Source organism: Rhodococcus sp. BP-316 (assembly GCF_019836105.1).
Taxonomy (GTDB): domain Bacteria; phylum Actinomycetota; class Actinomycetes; order Mycobacteriales; family Mycobacteriaceae; genus Rhodococcoides.
Window position 1 is genome coordinate 232,933 of the sequence record NZ_JABUEE010000007.1, and the last position, 15,478, is coordinate 248,410.

The following is a 15,478-nucleotide window of genomic DNA, read 5'->3' on the forward strand; positions in this document are numbered from 1 at the left end:
AGGGATACCAGACCGAGCGGACACCCGTCAGCCGGACTGGCCCTGCAACTTGCTCAGTCGGTAGCGCAGCTTGCCCGGACGGTCACGCTCGGTGGTGAGCGAGGAGGTGCGCGCGATGTGGGCCTCGCCGAAGCGGTCCAGCAGGAGGTCGTCCACCATCCGCACTTGACCGGGGCGGTACTGGTAGTCCATGGCCGCCGTCACGTACTCGACTCGTGCGGGGTCGAGGGCCTCCTCGAGTTCCGCGCCCGTCGTGATCCCGTTCGCGTTGACGAGAGTCAGCAGCCACTCGTAGTGACCACTCCGACTGGGGGTGTAGTCGGGAAGGAGGTCGGTGACGATGGTGCGCAGCTGATCGGCGGTGAGCTGGAGATCCATCCCGCGTGCGGCATCTGCCGCGCGCAGTTCCGTGATCTTCTCCTTGTGGTGCCGATCGGCGAGTTCGAACTGGGCGTCCGCGAGTTCGATCAGCCCCGCCGCGAGCGTGAACGCCCGGTCGATGGTGGGCGAACCCTGCGTGCGGGAATTCTTGAACCGGATGTCGTGCTCGATCTCCGCCCAGGCGTGCTGCAGCACGGTGCGGATCTGCACCTCGAAGCCGAGGCCGGTGAACTGCTCGCATCCCGCCGGGACGCGGTCGCCGTCCGCACTGAGGATGAGGTGCCGTCCGGCATAGCCGAACACGCCGGACTCCTGGGCGAGGGACGACTTGTCGATGGTCTTGAGCAGCACGAAGTGCTTCGAGATGGCGTCCGCGACGCGGTCGATGTCCGACGTCAGATACGTGATGACACGGATCCCGACGAGATCGGTGACCTCGGCGAGCGGATCGGTGAACTCGAGCGACCCGTCCTCGCGGAGGCGGGCGAACTTGCCGGCAGCGGACTCCACGGACTTGGTACGTGCCTCGACGGCGTCGATGTCGATGTCCGCCTCGGAGACGAACGTCTCGACGGCGGCCGACAGCGCTGCCGTGGCCGCTGCGAAGTGATCCCACCGCGCGCGGTACTCCTCGACGGAGCTGTGCAGCCCTGACGGTGAGGGTGGGGACGACGTGGGGCGCATGGTGGAGATTCTGCCCCACCATGGTCCAATGCTCGCGTGACGCTCCGTAGCGGCCCGACCCGACCGGCCTCCGGCCTTCCCGCACGCGTGGTCGAGTGGGACGCGACGCTCCTGATCCTGGCGTCCGCACTGATCCTGCTGGCCGCGTTGATCCTCGGCGTCTGGAAGTTTCGCCAGATGGCGACGTCCGAGAACGGGCAGGCGCATCCGTACGTGGACATCGCTCACCGGGCGGCGCTGATGTACTCGTTCGCGACTCTGGTCCTGGTGCCGCTGGTGCACTTCGGTGCCTGGCCGACGTGGGTGAATCTGGTCGCGTCGGGGGCTGTCGTCTTCTTCTTCGTCGCTGCGATCGTCAGCTACGTGGTGCACGGATTCCTGCGCGACACCGACAACCAGTTCGTCCGCCCGGTGCCGGGAACGCATGCGTTCATGTATGCGCTCGCGGCCACCGAGATCGGCGGACTACTGGTGTCGATCGTGGGTTTCGTGCGCGGGCCGCTGTTCGTGAGTTAGCGCGCGAGCTCCACGTCGTCGACGAACGGGTCGCCGTTGCGCGGGGCGTCGAACCGCTCCTGGTCCAGGATGCCTTCGCGCTTGGCGACGATGGCCGGGATCAGCGCCTGGCCGGTGACGTTGACGGCGGTGCGACCCATGTCGACGATCGGCTCGACGGCGAGCAGCAGGCCGACACCGGCGAGCGGCAGGCCGAGCGTGGACAGCGTCAGGGTCAGCATGACCGTGGCACCGGTGGTGCCCGCCGTCGCCGCGGAGCCGATCACGGAGACGACCACGATGAGCAGGTAGTCGGTGATCGTGAGGTCGACGCCGTAGAACTGGGCGACGAAGATCGCGGCGATGGCCGGGTAGATGGCCGCGCACCCGTCCATCTTGGTGGTGGCGCCGAGCGGAACCGCGAACGACGCGTACTCGCGGGGCACACCGAGATTGCGCTCGGTGACGCGCTGGGTCAGCGGCAGGGTGCCGATGGACGAGCGGGAGACGAAGCCGAGCTGCGTTGCGGGCCATACGCCGGAGTAGAAGTTGCGGATCGAGAGGCCGTGCGCCCGAACGATGATCGGGTAGACGACGAAGAACACGATGGCGAGTCCGACGTACACCGAGACCGTGAAGACACCCAGTGAGCCGATCGCGTCCCATCCGTACGTGGCGACGGCGTTGGCGATGAGCGCCGCCGTACCGATGGGGGCCAACCGGATGATCCACCACAGCACCTTCTGCACGATCGCGAGCAGAGAGGCGTTGAACGTCAGGAACGGCTCGGCCGCCTTGCCCACCTTCAGCGCGGCGATACCGATCGCCGCGGCGACGACGAGCAGCTGCAGGATGTTGAAGTTCAGTGTGGTGCTCAGTGCACCCTCGGTCTCGCTGGTGCGGGCGCCGAGCGCGAGGAAGTTGTTGGGAACCAGGCCGGTGAGGAAGGACCACCACGACCCTGTGCTCGACGGTTCCTTCCCGAGATCTGGGGAGACGCCGGTGCGCGAACCCGGTTGCGCGACAAGCCCGATGATGATGCCGACGATCACGGCGATGAATGCGGTGATGGCGAACCACAGCAGGGTCTGGCCTGCCAGGCGTGCCGCGTTGGTGACGGCGCGCAGGTTGGCGATGGAACTGACGATGGCCGTGAACACGAGGGGCACCACGGCGACGGTGAGCAGTTTGACGTAGCTCGATCCGATGGTCGACACCGTCTCGACGAGCCAGTTGGGGTTGCCGTCGGCGGCGTCGGGCATGGATCGGGCGATCAGTCCGACGATGACGCCGAGGATCAACCCGGCGACGATCTGGGGCCCGAACGACGTGAGCCAGTGCGGCAGTCGACGGGTGGGGGCAGCGCTGGGCGCGGACATGGTGGTGCCTTCCGAGAATGCTGGGGCGGCCGAGAACAACGGCCGAGAAAAAGGGTGCGCGGTGGACGAGTGGACCGGGGAGTAACACGGTCTATCGACAGATGGCGCTGGCCTGCAGGCGAAGGTCGACGTAGCGACGCGAGGTCAGGAGCAAGGGCACTCGGACGATGCTACGCCCGTGCCCGGGTCAGCTGACGCCGAGCCAGCGCAGGCCCGCGGTGACTGCCGCTGCGGCGACGACCACGAGCACGAAAGGCGCTCTGCGCCAGGCGAGAACAGCGGTGACGAGGACCCCGGCGGGGAGTGCGAGGCCCGCGTCACGGGGAAACGTCGAGGTCGCGACGAGGGCGACGAACACGACGGCGACCGCCGTGGTCATCGACTTCTCGGCCGACACGGACAGTTCCCGGCGCCCGCGCAGCGCGATCCCGATCAGGCGGAACGCGAACGTGCCGACGGCGAGTGCGGCGACACCCGCGAGAATGGCCCCGGTGCTCACGAGGCGTCGTTCCTACGCCCGTGTCGGAGCACGAACGGCATGACGGCGATCAGGGCGAGCACCACGGAGACGCCGGCGGGCACCACGACCCCAGCGGCGACGGCGACCACGGCGCCGACACCCGCGGCGATGCGTGTCACGCGGTCGCGCAGGGAGGGCATCACGAGTGCGAGCAGGACGGCAGGAAAGGCGGCGTCGAGTCCGAGCGACTCCGCGCTCTCCACGCCGGCGCCGAGGCCCACACCTGCCAGCACGCCCAGATTCCACGCGAGGAAGAGGAACGCGCCGCAGAACCAGAACGAGAGGGTCCTGCCCCGCCTGGTGGTCGAGGCCATCGAGAAGGCGACCGACTCGTCGGTGACCAGATGGGCCCCGAGCAGTCGTGCGGCGGGTCGCTCCCCGAGCAGCGGTGCCACCGAGAAGCTGAGCGGAAGCAGTCTGCCGTTGATGAGGAGCGCGCTGGAGACGGCCGCCAGAACGCTGCCGCCGCCGGTGAGCACTCCGACGAAGACGAACTGCGAGGCGCCCGCGAAGACCGCGATCGACAGGAGACAGGGGAGCCACCACGGCAGATCGGAGGCGACGGCGATCGCACCGAGCGAGGCACCGACCAGGGCATCGGCCAGGCACACCACGGCAATGTCCCGCACCGCCACGTCGGGGTCGTCCCGGAGCGTGAGCCACAGGGGTGTTCGCCATATCGAACGCATGGTGCTCATGGTGAACGGTCGCGGTGCCGTTCGTCAAGGCGAACAAGGGGAGTGTGAGACGAACACTGTGGCATCATGCAGTCATGTCCGACAGCGCACCCATCGCCGCGATCGCCGCGTCGCTCGTCCGGGAGCGTCGACGAACGGGACTGTCTCTCGCCGAGGTGGCCCGTCGCGCGGGTATCGCCAAATCGACCCTGTCCCAGCTCGAATCGGGAACGGGAAATCCCAGCGTCGAAACACTGTGGGCGCTGAGCGTGACCCTGAACGTGCCCTTCGCGCGCCTGGTGGAACCCCCGCGGCAGGAAGTCCGCCTGGTACGACGCGGTGAGGGTCCGTCGATCGCGGCGGAGTCGTCCGACTACACCGCGACACTGTTGTCGTCCTGCCCACCGACCGCACGCCGCGACCTGTACCTGCTCGCCGCCGAGGTGGGGACGCCCCGGCTGTCCGATCCGCACATGCACGGGGTGATCGAACACGTGGTGGTGTCGTCCGGCCGGGCGGTGTGCGGGCCGGTGGACGCGACCGAGGAGCTGGGGCCGGGGGACTACCTGTCGTACCCCGGCGACGTGCCCCACGTGTTCGAGGCACTCGAGAACGGGACGACTGCGGTGATGGTCACCGAGCAGTACTGATCGAGGCCAGATCCGCTGTGACCGGCAGGCGGTTGCTCAGCAACGCGCACAGCAGGATTCGCGCCTGGGCGGGACTGAGGTCGCCCGCGGACACCGCGCCGGCACGTACCAGGTCGGCGCCCCCTCCGCCGCCGCCGTAGGTGGTGACGACACCGCCGGACGGCACCCGCGTCGACAACATCACCGGGACACCGGCATCGGTACACCGGTGCACAGCGTCGACGACGGCGGCGTTCGCATTGCCCGCGCCCATCGCCTGCAGCACGATCCCGTCGGTGCGGGCGGACCGCAGGGCGTCGATGACGAGTCCGTCGACACCCGGGTAGAGCGCGACCACGTCGACCCGGATCCCGTCGATCGAACTGTCCGGCAGCGTCTCCCGCGGAACCGGGTCCACCGCCGGCGTTCCGGAGTAGGCATCGAGCGCGGTCGTGTGCGATTTCCGTACCCCGCGGGCCCGGAGAACGCGCGGGCCGAAGGCGACGAGTACACCGTGGCCCCGTCGCTCGGGATCGGCGGCCACGCGGAGCGCCGACTCGACGTTGTGCGGGCCGTCGCTCTCGACGTGGTCCGCGGTGCGTTGGGCGCCGGTGATCACGACGGGGCGAACGTCGGTGTGGGAGAGATCGATCAGCATCGCCGTCTCCTCGAGGGAGTCGGTGCCGTGCAGGACGACGACACCGCTCACCGCGTCGTCACGCAGCGCCGCGGTGACGGCGCCGCGGACGGTGTCCATGTCGAGGAGCGACATCGCGGCACTGTCGACGCACAGGACGTCGGTGACTCGGACCCGGACTCCCACGCGGAGTCCGGCATCCACCAGGACGTCGTGGGCGTGACGGCCCGTGGTGCTGACACCGTCGGGGCCGACGCGGCTGGCGATGGTTCCGCCGGTGGTCAGGACGACGACCGTCGGCAGTGCGGGTGAACTCATCGGGCGACCGTTCCCCCTCCCGCACGGGCGCGCTCGCGGGCGAGCCGCTCGATGCCCGGGCGCGCTGCGCGCCAGCCGATGACCAGCGCGGGAACGATGACCAGGAGGGAGGCGAGCGTCCAGGTGCCGATCGGGTAGTCGAAGCCCATCAGGACCAGGACGACCACCAGGAAGACGAGGGTGGCGATGCCGGTGTACGGGGCGCCGAACAACCGGAAGGACGGCCGCGTCACCACGCCCTCCTTCGACAGGTGCCAGAGCTTGAGCTGGCACAACACGATCATGGCCCAGGCGCTGACGATGCCGAGCGCGGCGAGATTGAGCACGATCTCGAACGCCTGCTCGGGCACCACCGCGTTCAGCACCACTCCGAGCAGGGTAACCGCTGCCGTGAGCAGGATCCCGCCGTAGGGCACGCCGGCCTTGCTCATCTTCATCGCGAAGCGCGGCGCGCTGCCCGCCGCGGCCATCGATCGGAGGATGCGACCGGTCGAGTAGAGCCCGGCATTGAGCGAGGACAGCGCCGCCGTCAGGACGATGAGGTTCATGGCGGTGTCCGCGCCCTCGACTCCGATCGAGCCGAAGAACGTGACGAACGGGCTCTCACCCGCGCGGTAGGCGGAGTAGGGCAGCAGGAGCGACAGCAGCAGCACGGACCCGACGTAGAAGACCGCGATGCGGATGATGACGGTGTTGATCGCCTTCGGAATGACCTTCTCGGGGTTCGGCGTCTCGCCCGCGGCGGTACCGACCAGCTCGATGGAGGCGTAGGCGAACACGACGCCCTGGATGATGACGACGGCGGGCAGCAGACCGTTGGGGATCAGCCCGCCGTTGTCGGCGATCATCGACAGGCCCTGCTCCTGGTTCGGTGTCCCCTTGACGAGGAGGTAGAGGCCGATGCACAGAAACGCCACCAGGGCGAGCACCTTGATCAGGGCGAACCAGAACTCCAGCTCGCCGAAGACTTTGACCGACACCAGGTTCAGGGACAGAACCAGCAGCAGTGCAGCGAGGGCGAAGACCCACTGCGGTACCGACGCGATCGGGTCCCAGTAGCGGCCGAAGAAGTTCATGTAGAGCGCCACGGCGGTCACGTCGACGACGGCGGTCATCGACCAGTTGAGCCAGTACAGCCACCCGGAGACGAAGGCGGCCTTCTCCCCGAAGAACTCGCGAGCGTAGGACACGAAGGACCCGGACGTGGGCCGGTGCAGCACCAGTTCGCCGAGCGCCCGAAGGATGAGGAAAGCGAAGAACCCGCATACCGCGTACGCGATGACGAGTGCCGGGCCGGCCTGCGCCAGACGTCCGCCTGCACCCATGAAGAGGCCGGTTCCGATGGCGCCGCCGATGGCGATCATCTGGACCTGCCGCGTTTTCAGGCCTTTGTGATAGCCGTCGTTCTCGGCGGCGTGGAGGGCGTCGTCGGCGCCGTGCTGATCGGTGGTCGTGGTCATCGGGTCCTCAGTTCTGGAGGTTCGCGAGATGTTCGGGGCGGAGCAGTTCTTCGAGACGTGTCGCTGTCAGGAGGCCGCGTTCGAGCACCAGCTCCGCGACTCCACGTCCGCTCTCGAGTGCCTCCTTGGCGATCTCGGTGGCGGCCTGGTATCCGATGTGCGGGTTGAGTGCCGTGACCAGTCCGATGGAGTGTTCGACGCTGTCTCGCAGGTGGGCCTCGTGCGCGGTGATCCCCACGACGCACTTGTCCGCGAGCGTCCGGCAGGCCGCACCCAGGTGCGTCATGCCGGAGGTGAGCGACTCCATGATGATGGGCTCGAAGGCGTTGAGCTGCAGCTGACCTGCCTCGGCCGCCATCGTGATGGTGACGTCCTGGCCGATGACCTGGAAGGCCACCTGGTTGAGCACCTCGGGGATGACGGGGTTGACCTTGCCGGGCATGATCGACGAGCCCGCCTGTACTGCGGGCAGGTCGATCTCGCCGAACCCTGCACGCGGTCCCGAGGAGAGGAGGCGGAGGTCGTTGCACACCTTCGACAGCTTCACGGCGCACCGCTTGAGTACTCCCGAGAGATGCACGAACTGACCGACGTCCTGCGTGGCCTCGACGAGATCCGTCGCGCTGACGAGGGGGAGTGCGGTGATCTCGCGGAGGTGCCGGACCGCTGCCTCGCGGTAGCCGGGGGCGGCGTTGAGTCCGGTACCGATCGCGGTGGCGCCGATGTTGATCTCGTGCACCAACAGTGACGCCTCCTCGAGGCGAGCGCGGTCCTCGTCGATCATGACGGCGAACGTGCCGAACTCCTGGCCCAGTGTCATCGGCACGGCGTCCTGCAACTGGGTCCTGCCCATCTTGACGATGGAGCGGAACTCCTCTGCCTTCGCGCGGAAGGCGTCCTGCAGGATGCGCATCGACTCGGACAGTTCGGCCACCGCGAGGATCGTCGCGATGTTGCAGGCGGTGGGGTAGACGTCGTTGGTCGACTGGCCGAGGTTGACGTGCTCGTTGGGGTGCAGGTGCGCGTACTCGCCGGGACGGTGGCCGAGCAGCACCAGCGCGCGGTTGGCGATGACCTCGTTGGCGTTCATGTTGGTCGACGTGCCGGCGCCGCCCTGGATCACGTCGACGACGAACTGGTCGTGCCACCGGCCGTCCAGGATCTCGCGGGCGGCCTGCAGGATCGCGTCGCCGCGCACCTCGTCGAGAAGACCCAGTTCGATGTTGGCCGCCGCGGCCGCGTACTTCACGGCGGCGAGCGCGCGGATCAGCTTGGTGTTCGACGAGATCGGTCGTCCGGTGATGGGGAAGTTCTCGGTGGCGCGCAGAGTGTGGATGCCCCACAGCACGTCGGCGGGCACCTCGCGCTCTCCCAGCAGGTCGTGCTCGGTACGGGTGGCGGCCACGGCGTTCTCCTTCGCTTGCTGTCAGGCTGTCTGACAGGTCGAGTGTGAACCACGGCACAGTGGATGTCAACGGTGATCTGTCGGAGCAGGGCGCTACGGTCGGGTCGACACCGGACCTCACGGTCGGTGGGACACCACGACGTTCCAGGAGGGCCACGTGCTCGAGCTCCACCGCGCCGAACGCGCGAGCACGTTGGCCACCGGTCTCGCGACGCTGCTCGCCGAGCCCCTCGCGGACGCCTTCGCCGCAGACGTCGTCGCGGTCCCGGCGAAGGGCGTGGAGCGGTGGCTCCGACAACGGCTCTCCCTCTCGTTGGGGGCGGCAGGAGTGTCGGACGGCATCGCGGCGAACATCGACTTCCCGTCGCCCGGCCGCCTGGTCGACGACGTCCTGGCCGTGGTGACGGGCGTGGACGCCGACTCGGATCCGTGGGCCGCGGGCCCGTTGCTGTGGACCGTCCTACGCGTGATCGACGAGTGTTCGACCGAACCCTGGTGCTCGGTTCTCTCCCGGAGCATCGGCGGTGCGGCGGCGGCGCCCGACGATCACCGCCGTGGTCGACGCTGGTCCACCGCGTCCCACGTGTCCGGGCTCTTCCGTTCGTATGCCGCACAACGGCCCTCGATGATCGTCGACTGGGCGGCCGGTGCCGACACGGACGGCGCGGGCGCCCCGCTCGCGCCGGATCTCCTGTGGCAGGCGGAGCTGTGGCGCCGGGTGCGGGAGCGCATCGGGGTGCCCGGCCCCGCGGAGAGACTGGACCCGGTCTGCGACGCCCTCGCCGAGGACGGGTCGATGCTCGATCTTCCGTCGCGCCTGTCCCTGTTCGGGGCGACCCGTCTCACCACCCTGCAGCGACGCGTGCTGCGGGCGGTGGCCGATCACCGCGACGTCCATCTGTGGCTGCCACACCCCAGCCCGCTCTCGTGGGCCGCGACGTCCCGGCGTGCGGGCGCCGGGTCGGTGCGGCGTGTCGACGCGCCGCCGGTGTCGACGGCGGGTCATCCCCTGCTGGTGAGCCTCGGACGCGACGTGCGCGAGTTGCAACCGCTTCTCGAACCGACGGCCGATGCGGACCGCCATCTCCCCGATCCGGAGCGGTCCGACGCGCGGCGTGTCGAGGCGTCGACGACCGTCCTGAGGCGGATGCAGAACGACATCGTGGCCGACCGCGCCCCGGCCGCGCCCGACGTCCCGGGGATGGACGACAGCGTGCAGATCCACGCCTGCCACGGCCCCGCCCGGCAGGTCGACGTGCTGCGCGACACCTTGCTGCACCTGTTCCAGGACGATCCGACGCTCGAACCGCGCGACGTCCTGATCATGTGCCCGGACGTGGACACCTTCGCTCCGCTCGTGCGAGCGGCCTTCGGGAACGAGGGCGCGGTGGGCGATCCCTCGGCGCACCCGGCGCACGGACTCCGCGTGCGGCTGGCGGATCGGGGGCTCCGGCGCACCAATCCCGTGCTCGACGTGATCGCGGCGATGATCGAGATGGCAGGGGACCGCGTCACCGCGTCGCAGATGCTCGATCTCGCTGCGTCCGAGGCTGTGCGGACCCGGTTCCGCTTCTCCGACGACGATCTCGAACGTCTCGCCGAGTGGACACGGGTGTCCGGTGCGCGCTGGGGCATCGATTCTGTGCAGCGAGAGTTGTTCGGTCTGGGCGACTTTCGTCAGAACACGTTCACCGCGGCCATGGACCGACTGCTGCTGGGCGCCGCTGCCGACGAGACCACGGGGGACTGGCTGGGCCTGGCCCTTCCCGTGGACGACGTCGACGGGAACGACATCGATCTCGCCGGTCGGTACGCAGAACTGGTCGACCGGGTCTCTGTCGTGTTGCGCGGTATGCGGGGCGAGCATCCGGTCCGGACGTGGCGCGCGAGCCTGATCCGAGCGATCGACCTGCTCACCGAGGTCGGGCCGGCCGACGTCCGACATCGGGTCGACGCGCTGCGGGAACTGTCCGCCGCGCTGGAACACGGTGACGACATCTCCCTGCAGCTCGCCGACATCCGGTCGATGTTGCGCGATCGCCTGGCCGGGCGCCCGACGCGATCGAACTTCCGCACCGGAGAACTGACGGTGTGCACCATGGTCCCGATGCGGTCGGTGCCGCACAGGGTGGTGGTGTTGCTCGGGCTCGACGACGACGTCTTCCCACGCGCCGGCCACCTCGACGGCGACGACGTCCTCGCACGCGGTGCGCTGATCGGCGAGCGTGACATCCGCAGCGAGGACCGTCAGCTGCTGCTCGACGCCCTCATGTCGGCCGGCGAGAAATTGGTTCTCTTCCACACCGGGGCGAATCCGGTGTCGGGTGCCCACGAACCTCCCGCCATCCCGTTGTCCGAGGTCATCGAGGTCGTGGCGGCTACGGCGGGGGTCGAGAACAACCGCGCGGTCACGCGGCACCCGCTGCAGCCGTTCGATCCGTCGATCTTCGACGGCAGCGCTCCCGTCGGGTTCGACAGTGCCGCGCTCGCGGGCGCGGTGGCGGCGAGCGCTCCCTTCGTTCCGCGGCAGCCGTTCCTCGATGGTCCGCTTCCAGCGCGAGACTCCGCGGACGTGGCGTTGGCGGAGCTGGTGGCGTTCGTGCAGAGCCCCGTCACCGCGTTCGTGCGGCAGCGACTGAAGGTGGGTCTGTCGGGGCGGGACGACGACGTCGTCGACGCCCTCGCCGTGGAGCTGGACGCGCTGTCGGCCTGGGACATCGGAGAGCGCATGCTGTCGGCGCTCCTGACCGGTGTGGAACTGGCCGACTTCCGGGCCGCGGAGTGGCGGCGCGGAACGCTGCCGCCCTTCGCGCAGGGTGCGCGCCTGCTCGAGCAGATCGAGAACGACGTGGTGCCCATCGCCGACGCGGCGGCCGAGATCCACGTCGGGCCGCCGGAGAGTGTGGACGTCGTCGTGGATCTGGACGGGGGACGGCGGCTCACGGGCACCGTTCCCGGGGTGCACGGCACCACCGTGGCGCGCACGTCCTATTCGAGGATGGCCCCGAAGCGGCGACTGGAGGCCTGGATCCACCTGCTGGCGGTCGCGGCGCAGAGCGGCTCGGACGGATGGACGGCGGTCACCACCGCGCGGGGTCGGTCCTCACGGCCCGTGTCGCGGTCGACCCTCACGACACCCGAGGACGCCCGCGCGGTTCTGGCAGAGCTGGCGGACCTGCGCGACCGCGGTCTGCGCGAGCCACTGCCCCTGGCGCTGAAGTCCGGGGAGGCATACGCCACCAGAGTCGTTCGGGGAAGCAGCGAGGAGATGGCCCTCGCGGCGGCAGCTCAGCAGTTCTCGGATCGGTTCGGCGACGTCACGGAGCCGGCGGTACTTCTGGTGCACGGAAGCGGAGTCGACTTCGGGCAGTGGACAGCGATTCCTCCGGCCGCCGACGAGGCGGCGTGGTCGGCCGACGGCACGCGCTTCGGTGTGCTCGCGCGACGAGTGTGGCAGCCGTTGCTCACCCACGAGAGCATGGAGCAGCGATGAGCGCTCCCGAAGGTATGGAGCAGCGATGAGCGCTCCCGAAGGTATGGAGCAGCGATGAGCGCTCTCGAGAGATCGGAGCAGCGATGAGCACGTTCGATCTGACAGGGCCGCTCCCGCTGGGCACCACCGTGCTCGAGGCGAGCGCCGGCACGGGCAAGACCTACGCCATCGTGGGCCTCGCCGCCCGCTACGTCGCCGAGGGCGTCACCGACATCGCGGGCGTACTGCTGGTGACGTTCAGCAAGGGCGCGACGCGCGAGCTACGCGAACGCACGCGCGCACGCTTCGCCGAGGTCGCGGCCGCCCTGGCGGATCCGTCGGCGGCCCGTACGGGCGGTGACGAGCTGATCGCATTGCTCGCCGACGTCGGCGACGACGAGGTGGCGCTGCGGCGCACTCGGCTGCTGACGGCGCTGTCGGAGTTCGACGCCGGGACGATCGCCACGACGCACAGCTTCTGCCAACGCATGCTCGACGGACTCGGGATCGCGGGTGAGCGGGAACCGGACGCGACCTTCGTCGAGTCCGTGGACGATCTCGTCGACGACGTGGTCGACGACCTGTATCTGCGTCGGTACAGCGCAGAGGTCGGTTCGCCGCCACTGACCGTCGCGCAGGCGCGCACGGTGGCCCGGGCCGCGGTCTCGGACCGGCGGGCCGTGCTCAGTCCCGACGCTCCCGGCGACACGGCGGCCGGTCAGCGGGTCGCGGTGGCCCGCGAGGCGCGGGAGGAGACCGAGCGCCGGAAGCGGCGGCTCGGGGTCCGTGACTTCGACGACCTCCTCGAACTCCTGCACGGCGTGCTGTCGGACGAGACGCACGGCCCGGCCGCGTGCGCGCGTGTCCGCGAGAAGTTCACGGTGGTGCTCGTTGACGAGTTCCAGGACACCGACCCGCTGCAGTGGTCCATCCTGCGGAGGGCGTTCCACGGGCACTGCACCCTGGTTCTCGTCGGTGATCCCAAGCAGGCCATCTATGCGTTCCGCGGCGCCGAGGTGCTCAGCTACCTCGACGCGGTCGCGGTGGCGGACCGGCATCTGGCACTCACCACCAACTGGCGGAGCGACGCGGCCGTGATCGGCTCGCTCGCGCACCTGTACGAGGGTGCCGCACTGGGACATCCCGACATCGTCGTCACTCCGGTGACGGCATCGCACCGGGAACCTCGGCTGCTGGCCGCCGCGACGCGGGACCCGCTGCCTCCAGTGCGCCTGCGCGTTTTCGGTCGAACGGGCTCCGGTCCGCTGAACAACAAGGGCCTCCCGGCCACCGAGAAGGTCCGACTGCGTATCGCCGACGACGTCGCGCAGGACATCGTCGCGCTCCTCGACGGCGACGCGATGCTGACGGTCGACGGCGCGTCGCCGCGGCCTGTCGCTCCCGGAGACATCGCCGTGCTCGTCCGGTCGGGCAGACAGGCCGAGCAGGTGCGGTCCGCTCTCGAGCGCGCCGGCGTGCCGTCCGTGCTGTACGGCGGCTCGTCGGTGTTCGCCACCGAGTCCGCGGCGCACTGGCTGCTGCTCCTGCAGGCACTGGAACAACCGCACCGTGCCGACGTCGTGCGGCGCGCCGCGCTCACACCGTTGCTCGGATGGTCGGCTCGCAGCCTCGACGAGGGTGGCGACGCCGCGACCTCCGCACTGAGTGCGCGCTGCCGCGAGTGGTCCGCGCTCGTCACAGGGGTGGGCTTCGCGGCGATGGTCGAGAATCTCACCGGATCCACCGAGCTCCAGAAACGTCTGTTGGCAACCGAATCCGGTGAACGCGATCTGACGGACCTGCGGCACGTCGCGCAACTCGTCCAGCGCGAGTCGCTCGAGGGCGGACACGGGGTGACCTCGTTGACCCGCTGGCTGGCCGACCGGATCCAGGACCCCTCGAGCGGCGCTGTGGCCGACCGCAGCCGACGGCTCGACAGCGATGCCGAGGCCGTGCAGGTGGCCACGGTGCACGCGATGAAGGGGTTGGAGTTCCCGATCGTGTACGTCCCGTTCGCGTGGGGTGCCGCCGGATCGTTCGATCCGGACACCCTGCTCTTCCACGATGACGAGGGTGCGCGTGTGCGCGACGTCGGTGGGTCCTCCACTCCGGGGTACCGCGAACGCAAGCAGCGCCACGACGAGGAGGCGGCGGGCGAGGAGATGCGCCTCCTCTACGTCGCTCTGACCCGCGCGCAGTGCCGTCTGGTGCTGTGGTGGGCACCGACGGCGATCACGGCGGCGTCCCCGTTGCATCGACTGCTCTTCGGCAGAGTGCCCGGCATCGCGGAACCGGAGTCGACGGTGCGCCTGCAGGACGATGCCTCCGCGACGACGACCCTGCAGTCGCGCTGCGGCAGCGCGATCGGCGTCGAGGCGGTGCAGGACGTGACGGTGGTGGCCCGGCCCGCGCGGACGTCCGAGAGAAGCGGTGGCGCACTGGCCGTCGCGCACTTCGACCGGAGGCTGGACACCGCGTGGCGGCGAACGTCCTACTCTGCGCTGACCGCGGGCGCGCACGATCAGCCGGTCGAGGTCGTCGAATCCGAGGACCCGATACTCGGCGACGAACCGGTGGAGGACCCGTTCGCGGCAGGTGTGGGCGCGGGGGCCCCCTCGCTCATGAACGGTCTGCCCGCGGGAGCCGCGTTCGGCACCCTGGTGCACGAGATTCTCGAGTACGTCGACACCTCCGTCGACGATCTGCCTGCAGAGGTGCAGCGCCGGTGTGTCGAGGCCGTCTCGGCACACGGTGCCGACATCGACGCGGATCATCTCTCTCGGGCGCTGACGGCCGTCCTGCGCACGCCCCTGGACTTCGGCGCGGCGGGCACCGGCACGCTCGCCGAGGTCCACCCGTCGAACAGGCTCGCCGAGATGGACTTCGAGATCCCGTTGTCGGGCGGTGACCACGCCGCGACGGCGCACGTGACCGTGCACGCCGTCGCCGATCTCGTGGCGCACCACCTCGCTTCGGACGACGTGCTCGCGGCCTATCCGCAGCGGATGCGCCGACTCGACGACCGGACGCTCCGGGGCTACCTCACCGGCAGTGTCGACACGGTCCTGCGTGTCGGGTCGTCCGACGATTCCCGCTACGTGGTGGTGGACTACAAGACCAATCGCATCAGAAGTGGCGACCTCACCGTCGACGACTTCACGGTCGAGGACATGGCCGGCGAGATGATGGAGTCGCACTATCCGCTGCAGGCACTGCTCTATTCCGTTGCGCTGCACCGCTATCTGCGGTGGCGTCGACCGGGATACGACCCCCGGGTACACCTCGGAGGAGTGCAGTACCATTTCGTCCGAGGCATGATCGGCCCGGACACTCCGCCCGGGCGCGGGGTCTTCTCCTGGGCGCCGTCCCCCGATCTCGTGACGGCGCTGTCCGATCTGCTCGCAGGAGTCCGGTCGTGACC

General features: G+C 69.4%; 11 protein-coding genes. 4 read left to right on the forward strand and 7 right to left on the reverse strand.

Annotation, left to right across the window (positions count from 1 at the left end):
• Positions 1–27 precede the first annotated feature (27 nt).
• Positions 28–1,065 (reverse strand): GTP pyrophosphokinase family protein, encoded by a 1,038-nt coding sequence (locus HQ312_RS15400; RefSeq protein WP_056448346.1) that lies wholly within the window; start codon positions 1,063–1,065, stop codon positions 28–30.
• Between the two features lie 87 nt (positions 1,066–1,152).
• Between HQ312_RS15400 and HQ312_RS15405 the strand changes: the two genes are divergently transcribed.
• Entirely contained in the window at positions 1,153–1,581 is a 429-nt protein-coding gene (locus tag HQ312_RS15405) for a hypothetical protein (RefSeq protein WP_222639216.1), read from the forward strand.
• Here the strand turns inward: HQ312_RS15405 and HQ312_RS15410 are convergent.
• From HQ312_RS15410 to HQ312_RS15420, 3 genes are all read right to left on the reverse strand, one after another.
• Positions 1,578–2,939: a dicarboxylate/amino acid:cation symporter gene (locus HQ312_RS15410; RefSeq protein WP_056448351.1), complete on the reverse strand. Its 1,362-nt coding sequence runs from the start codon at positions 2,937–2,939 to the stop codon at positions 1,578–1,580. The genes HQ312_RS15405 and HQ312_RS15410 overlap by 4 nt on opposite strands.
• Before the next feature lie 187 nt (positions 2,940–3,126).
• Complete coding sequence (locus tag HQ312_RS15415) at positions 3,127–3,438, reverse strand: AzlD domain-containing protein (RefSeq protein ID WP_222639143.1); 312 nt, start codon at positions 3,436–3,438, stop codon at positions 3,127–3,129.
• A complete protein-coding gene (locus tag HQ312_RS15420; RefSeq protein WP_261782344.1) occupies positions 3,435–4,157 on the reverse strand; it encodes an AzlC family ABC transporter permease in 723 nt (240 codons plus the stop codon). The genes HQ312_RS15415 and HQ312_RS15420 overlap by 4 nt, the downstream gene beginning before the upstream one ends.
• A gap of 74 nt (positions 4,158–4,231) precedes the next feature.
• Between HQ312_RS15420 and HQ312_RS15425 the strand changes: the two genes are divergently transcribed.
• Complete coding sequence (locus HQ312_RS15425; protein WP_056448549.1) at positions 4,232–4,786, forward strand: helix-turn-helix domain-containing protein; 555 nt, start codon at positions 4,232–4,234, stop codon at positions 4,784–4,786.
• On the opposite strand, the gene HQ312_RS15430 is transcribed toward HQ312_RS15425, so the two are convergent.
• Genes HQ312_RS15430 through HQ312_RS15440 form a run of 3 tightly spaced genes read right to left on the reverse strand, consistent with a single transcriptional unit; the run spans position 4,770 to position 8,585 of the window.
• Complete coding sequence (locus HQ312_RS15430; protein ID WP_222639144.1) at positions 4,770–5,720, reverse strand: asparaginase; 951 nt, start codon at positions 5,718–5,720, stop codon at positions 4,770–4,772. The two genes, HQ312_RS15425 and HQ312_RS15430, sit on opposite strands and share 17 nt — an antisense overlap.
• Entirely contained in the window at positions 5,717–7,180 is a 1,464-nt protein-coding gene (locus HQ312_RS15435; RefSeq protein WP_222639145.1) for an amino acid permease, read from the reverse strand. Before HQ312_RS15435 ends, HQ312_RS15430 begins: the two co-directional genes overlap by 4 nt.
• A 7-nt stretch (positions 7,181–7,187) precedes the next feature.
• A complete protein-coding gene (locus HQ312_RS15440; protein ID WP_056448361.1) occupies positions 7,188–8,585 on the reverse strand; it encodes an aspartate ammonia-lyase in 1,398 nt (465 codons plus the stop codon).
• 157 nt (positions 8,586–8,742) lie between these two features.
• Here HQ312_RS15440 and recC point away from each other — a divergent pair, with 157 nt between their 5' ends.
• Both recC and HQ312_RS15450 read left to right on the forward strand, forming a co-directional pair.
• Entirely contained in the window at positions 8,743–12,078 is a 3,336-nt protein-coding gene (gene recC, locus HQ312_RS15445; RefSeq protein ID WP_222639146.1) for an exodeoxyribonuclease V subunit gamma, read from the forward strand.
• Positions 12,079–12,161: 83 nt separating this feature from the next.
• Positions 12,162–15,476, forward strand: a complete 3,315-nt coding sequence (locus HQ312_RS15450) for a UvrD-helicase domain-containing protein (protein WP_222639147.1) — start codon at positions 12,162–12,164, stop codon at positions 15,474–15,476.
• Positions 15,477–15,478: the final 2 nt, after the last annotated feature.

What these genes read in the sequence shown, in the direction of transcription:
- HQ312_RS15410 (WP_056448351.1), bottom strand. Translation starts at nt 2,939, where the DNA reads ATGTCCGCGCCCAGCGCTGCCCCCACCCGTCGACTGCCGCACTGGCTC.
- HQ312_RS15430 (WP_222639144.1), bottom strand. Translation starts at nt 5,720, where the DNA reads ATGAGTTCACCCGCACTGCCGACGGTCGTCGTCCTGACCACCGGCGGA.
- HQ312_RS15400 (WP_056448346.1), bottom strand. Translation starts at nt 1,065, where the DNA reads ATGCGCCCCACGTCGTCCCCACCCTCACCGTCAGGGCTGCACAGCTCC.
- HQ312_RS15450 (WP_222639147.1), top strand. Translation starts at nt 12,162, where the DNA reads ATGAGCACGTTCGATCTGACAGGGCCGCTCCCGCTGGGCACCACCGTG.
- HQ312_RS15435 (WP_222639145.1), bottom strand. Translation starts at nt 7,180, where the DNA reads ATGACCACGACCACCGATCAGCACGGCGCCGACGACGCCCTCCACGCC.
- HQ312_RS15425 (WP_056448549.1), top strand. Translation starts at nt 4,232, where the DNA reads ATGTCCGACAGCGCACCCATCGCCGCGATCGCCGCGTCGCTCGTCCGG.
- HQ312_RS15420 (WP_261782344.1), bottom strand. Translation starts at nt 4,157, where the DNA reads ATGAGCACCATGCGTTCGATATGGCGAACACCCCTGTGGCTCACGCTC.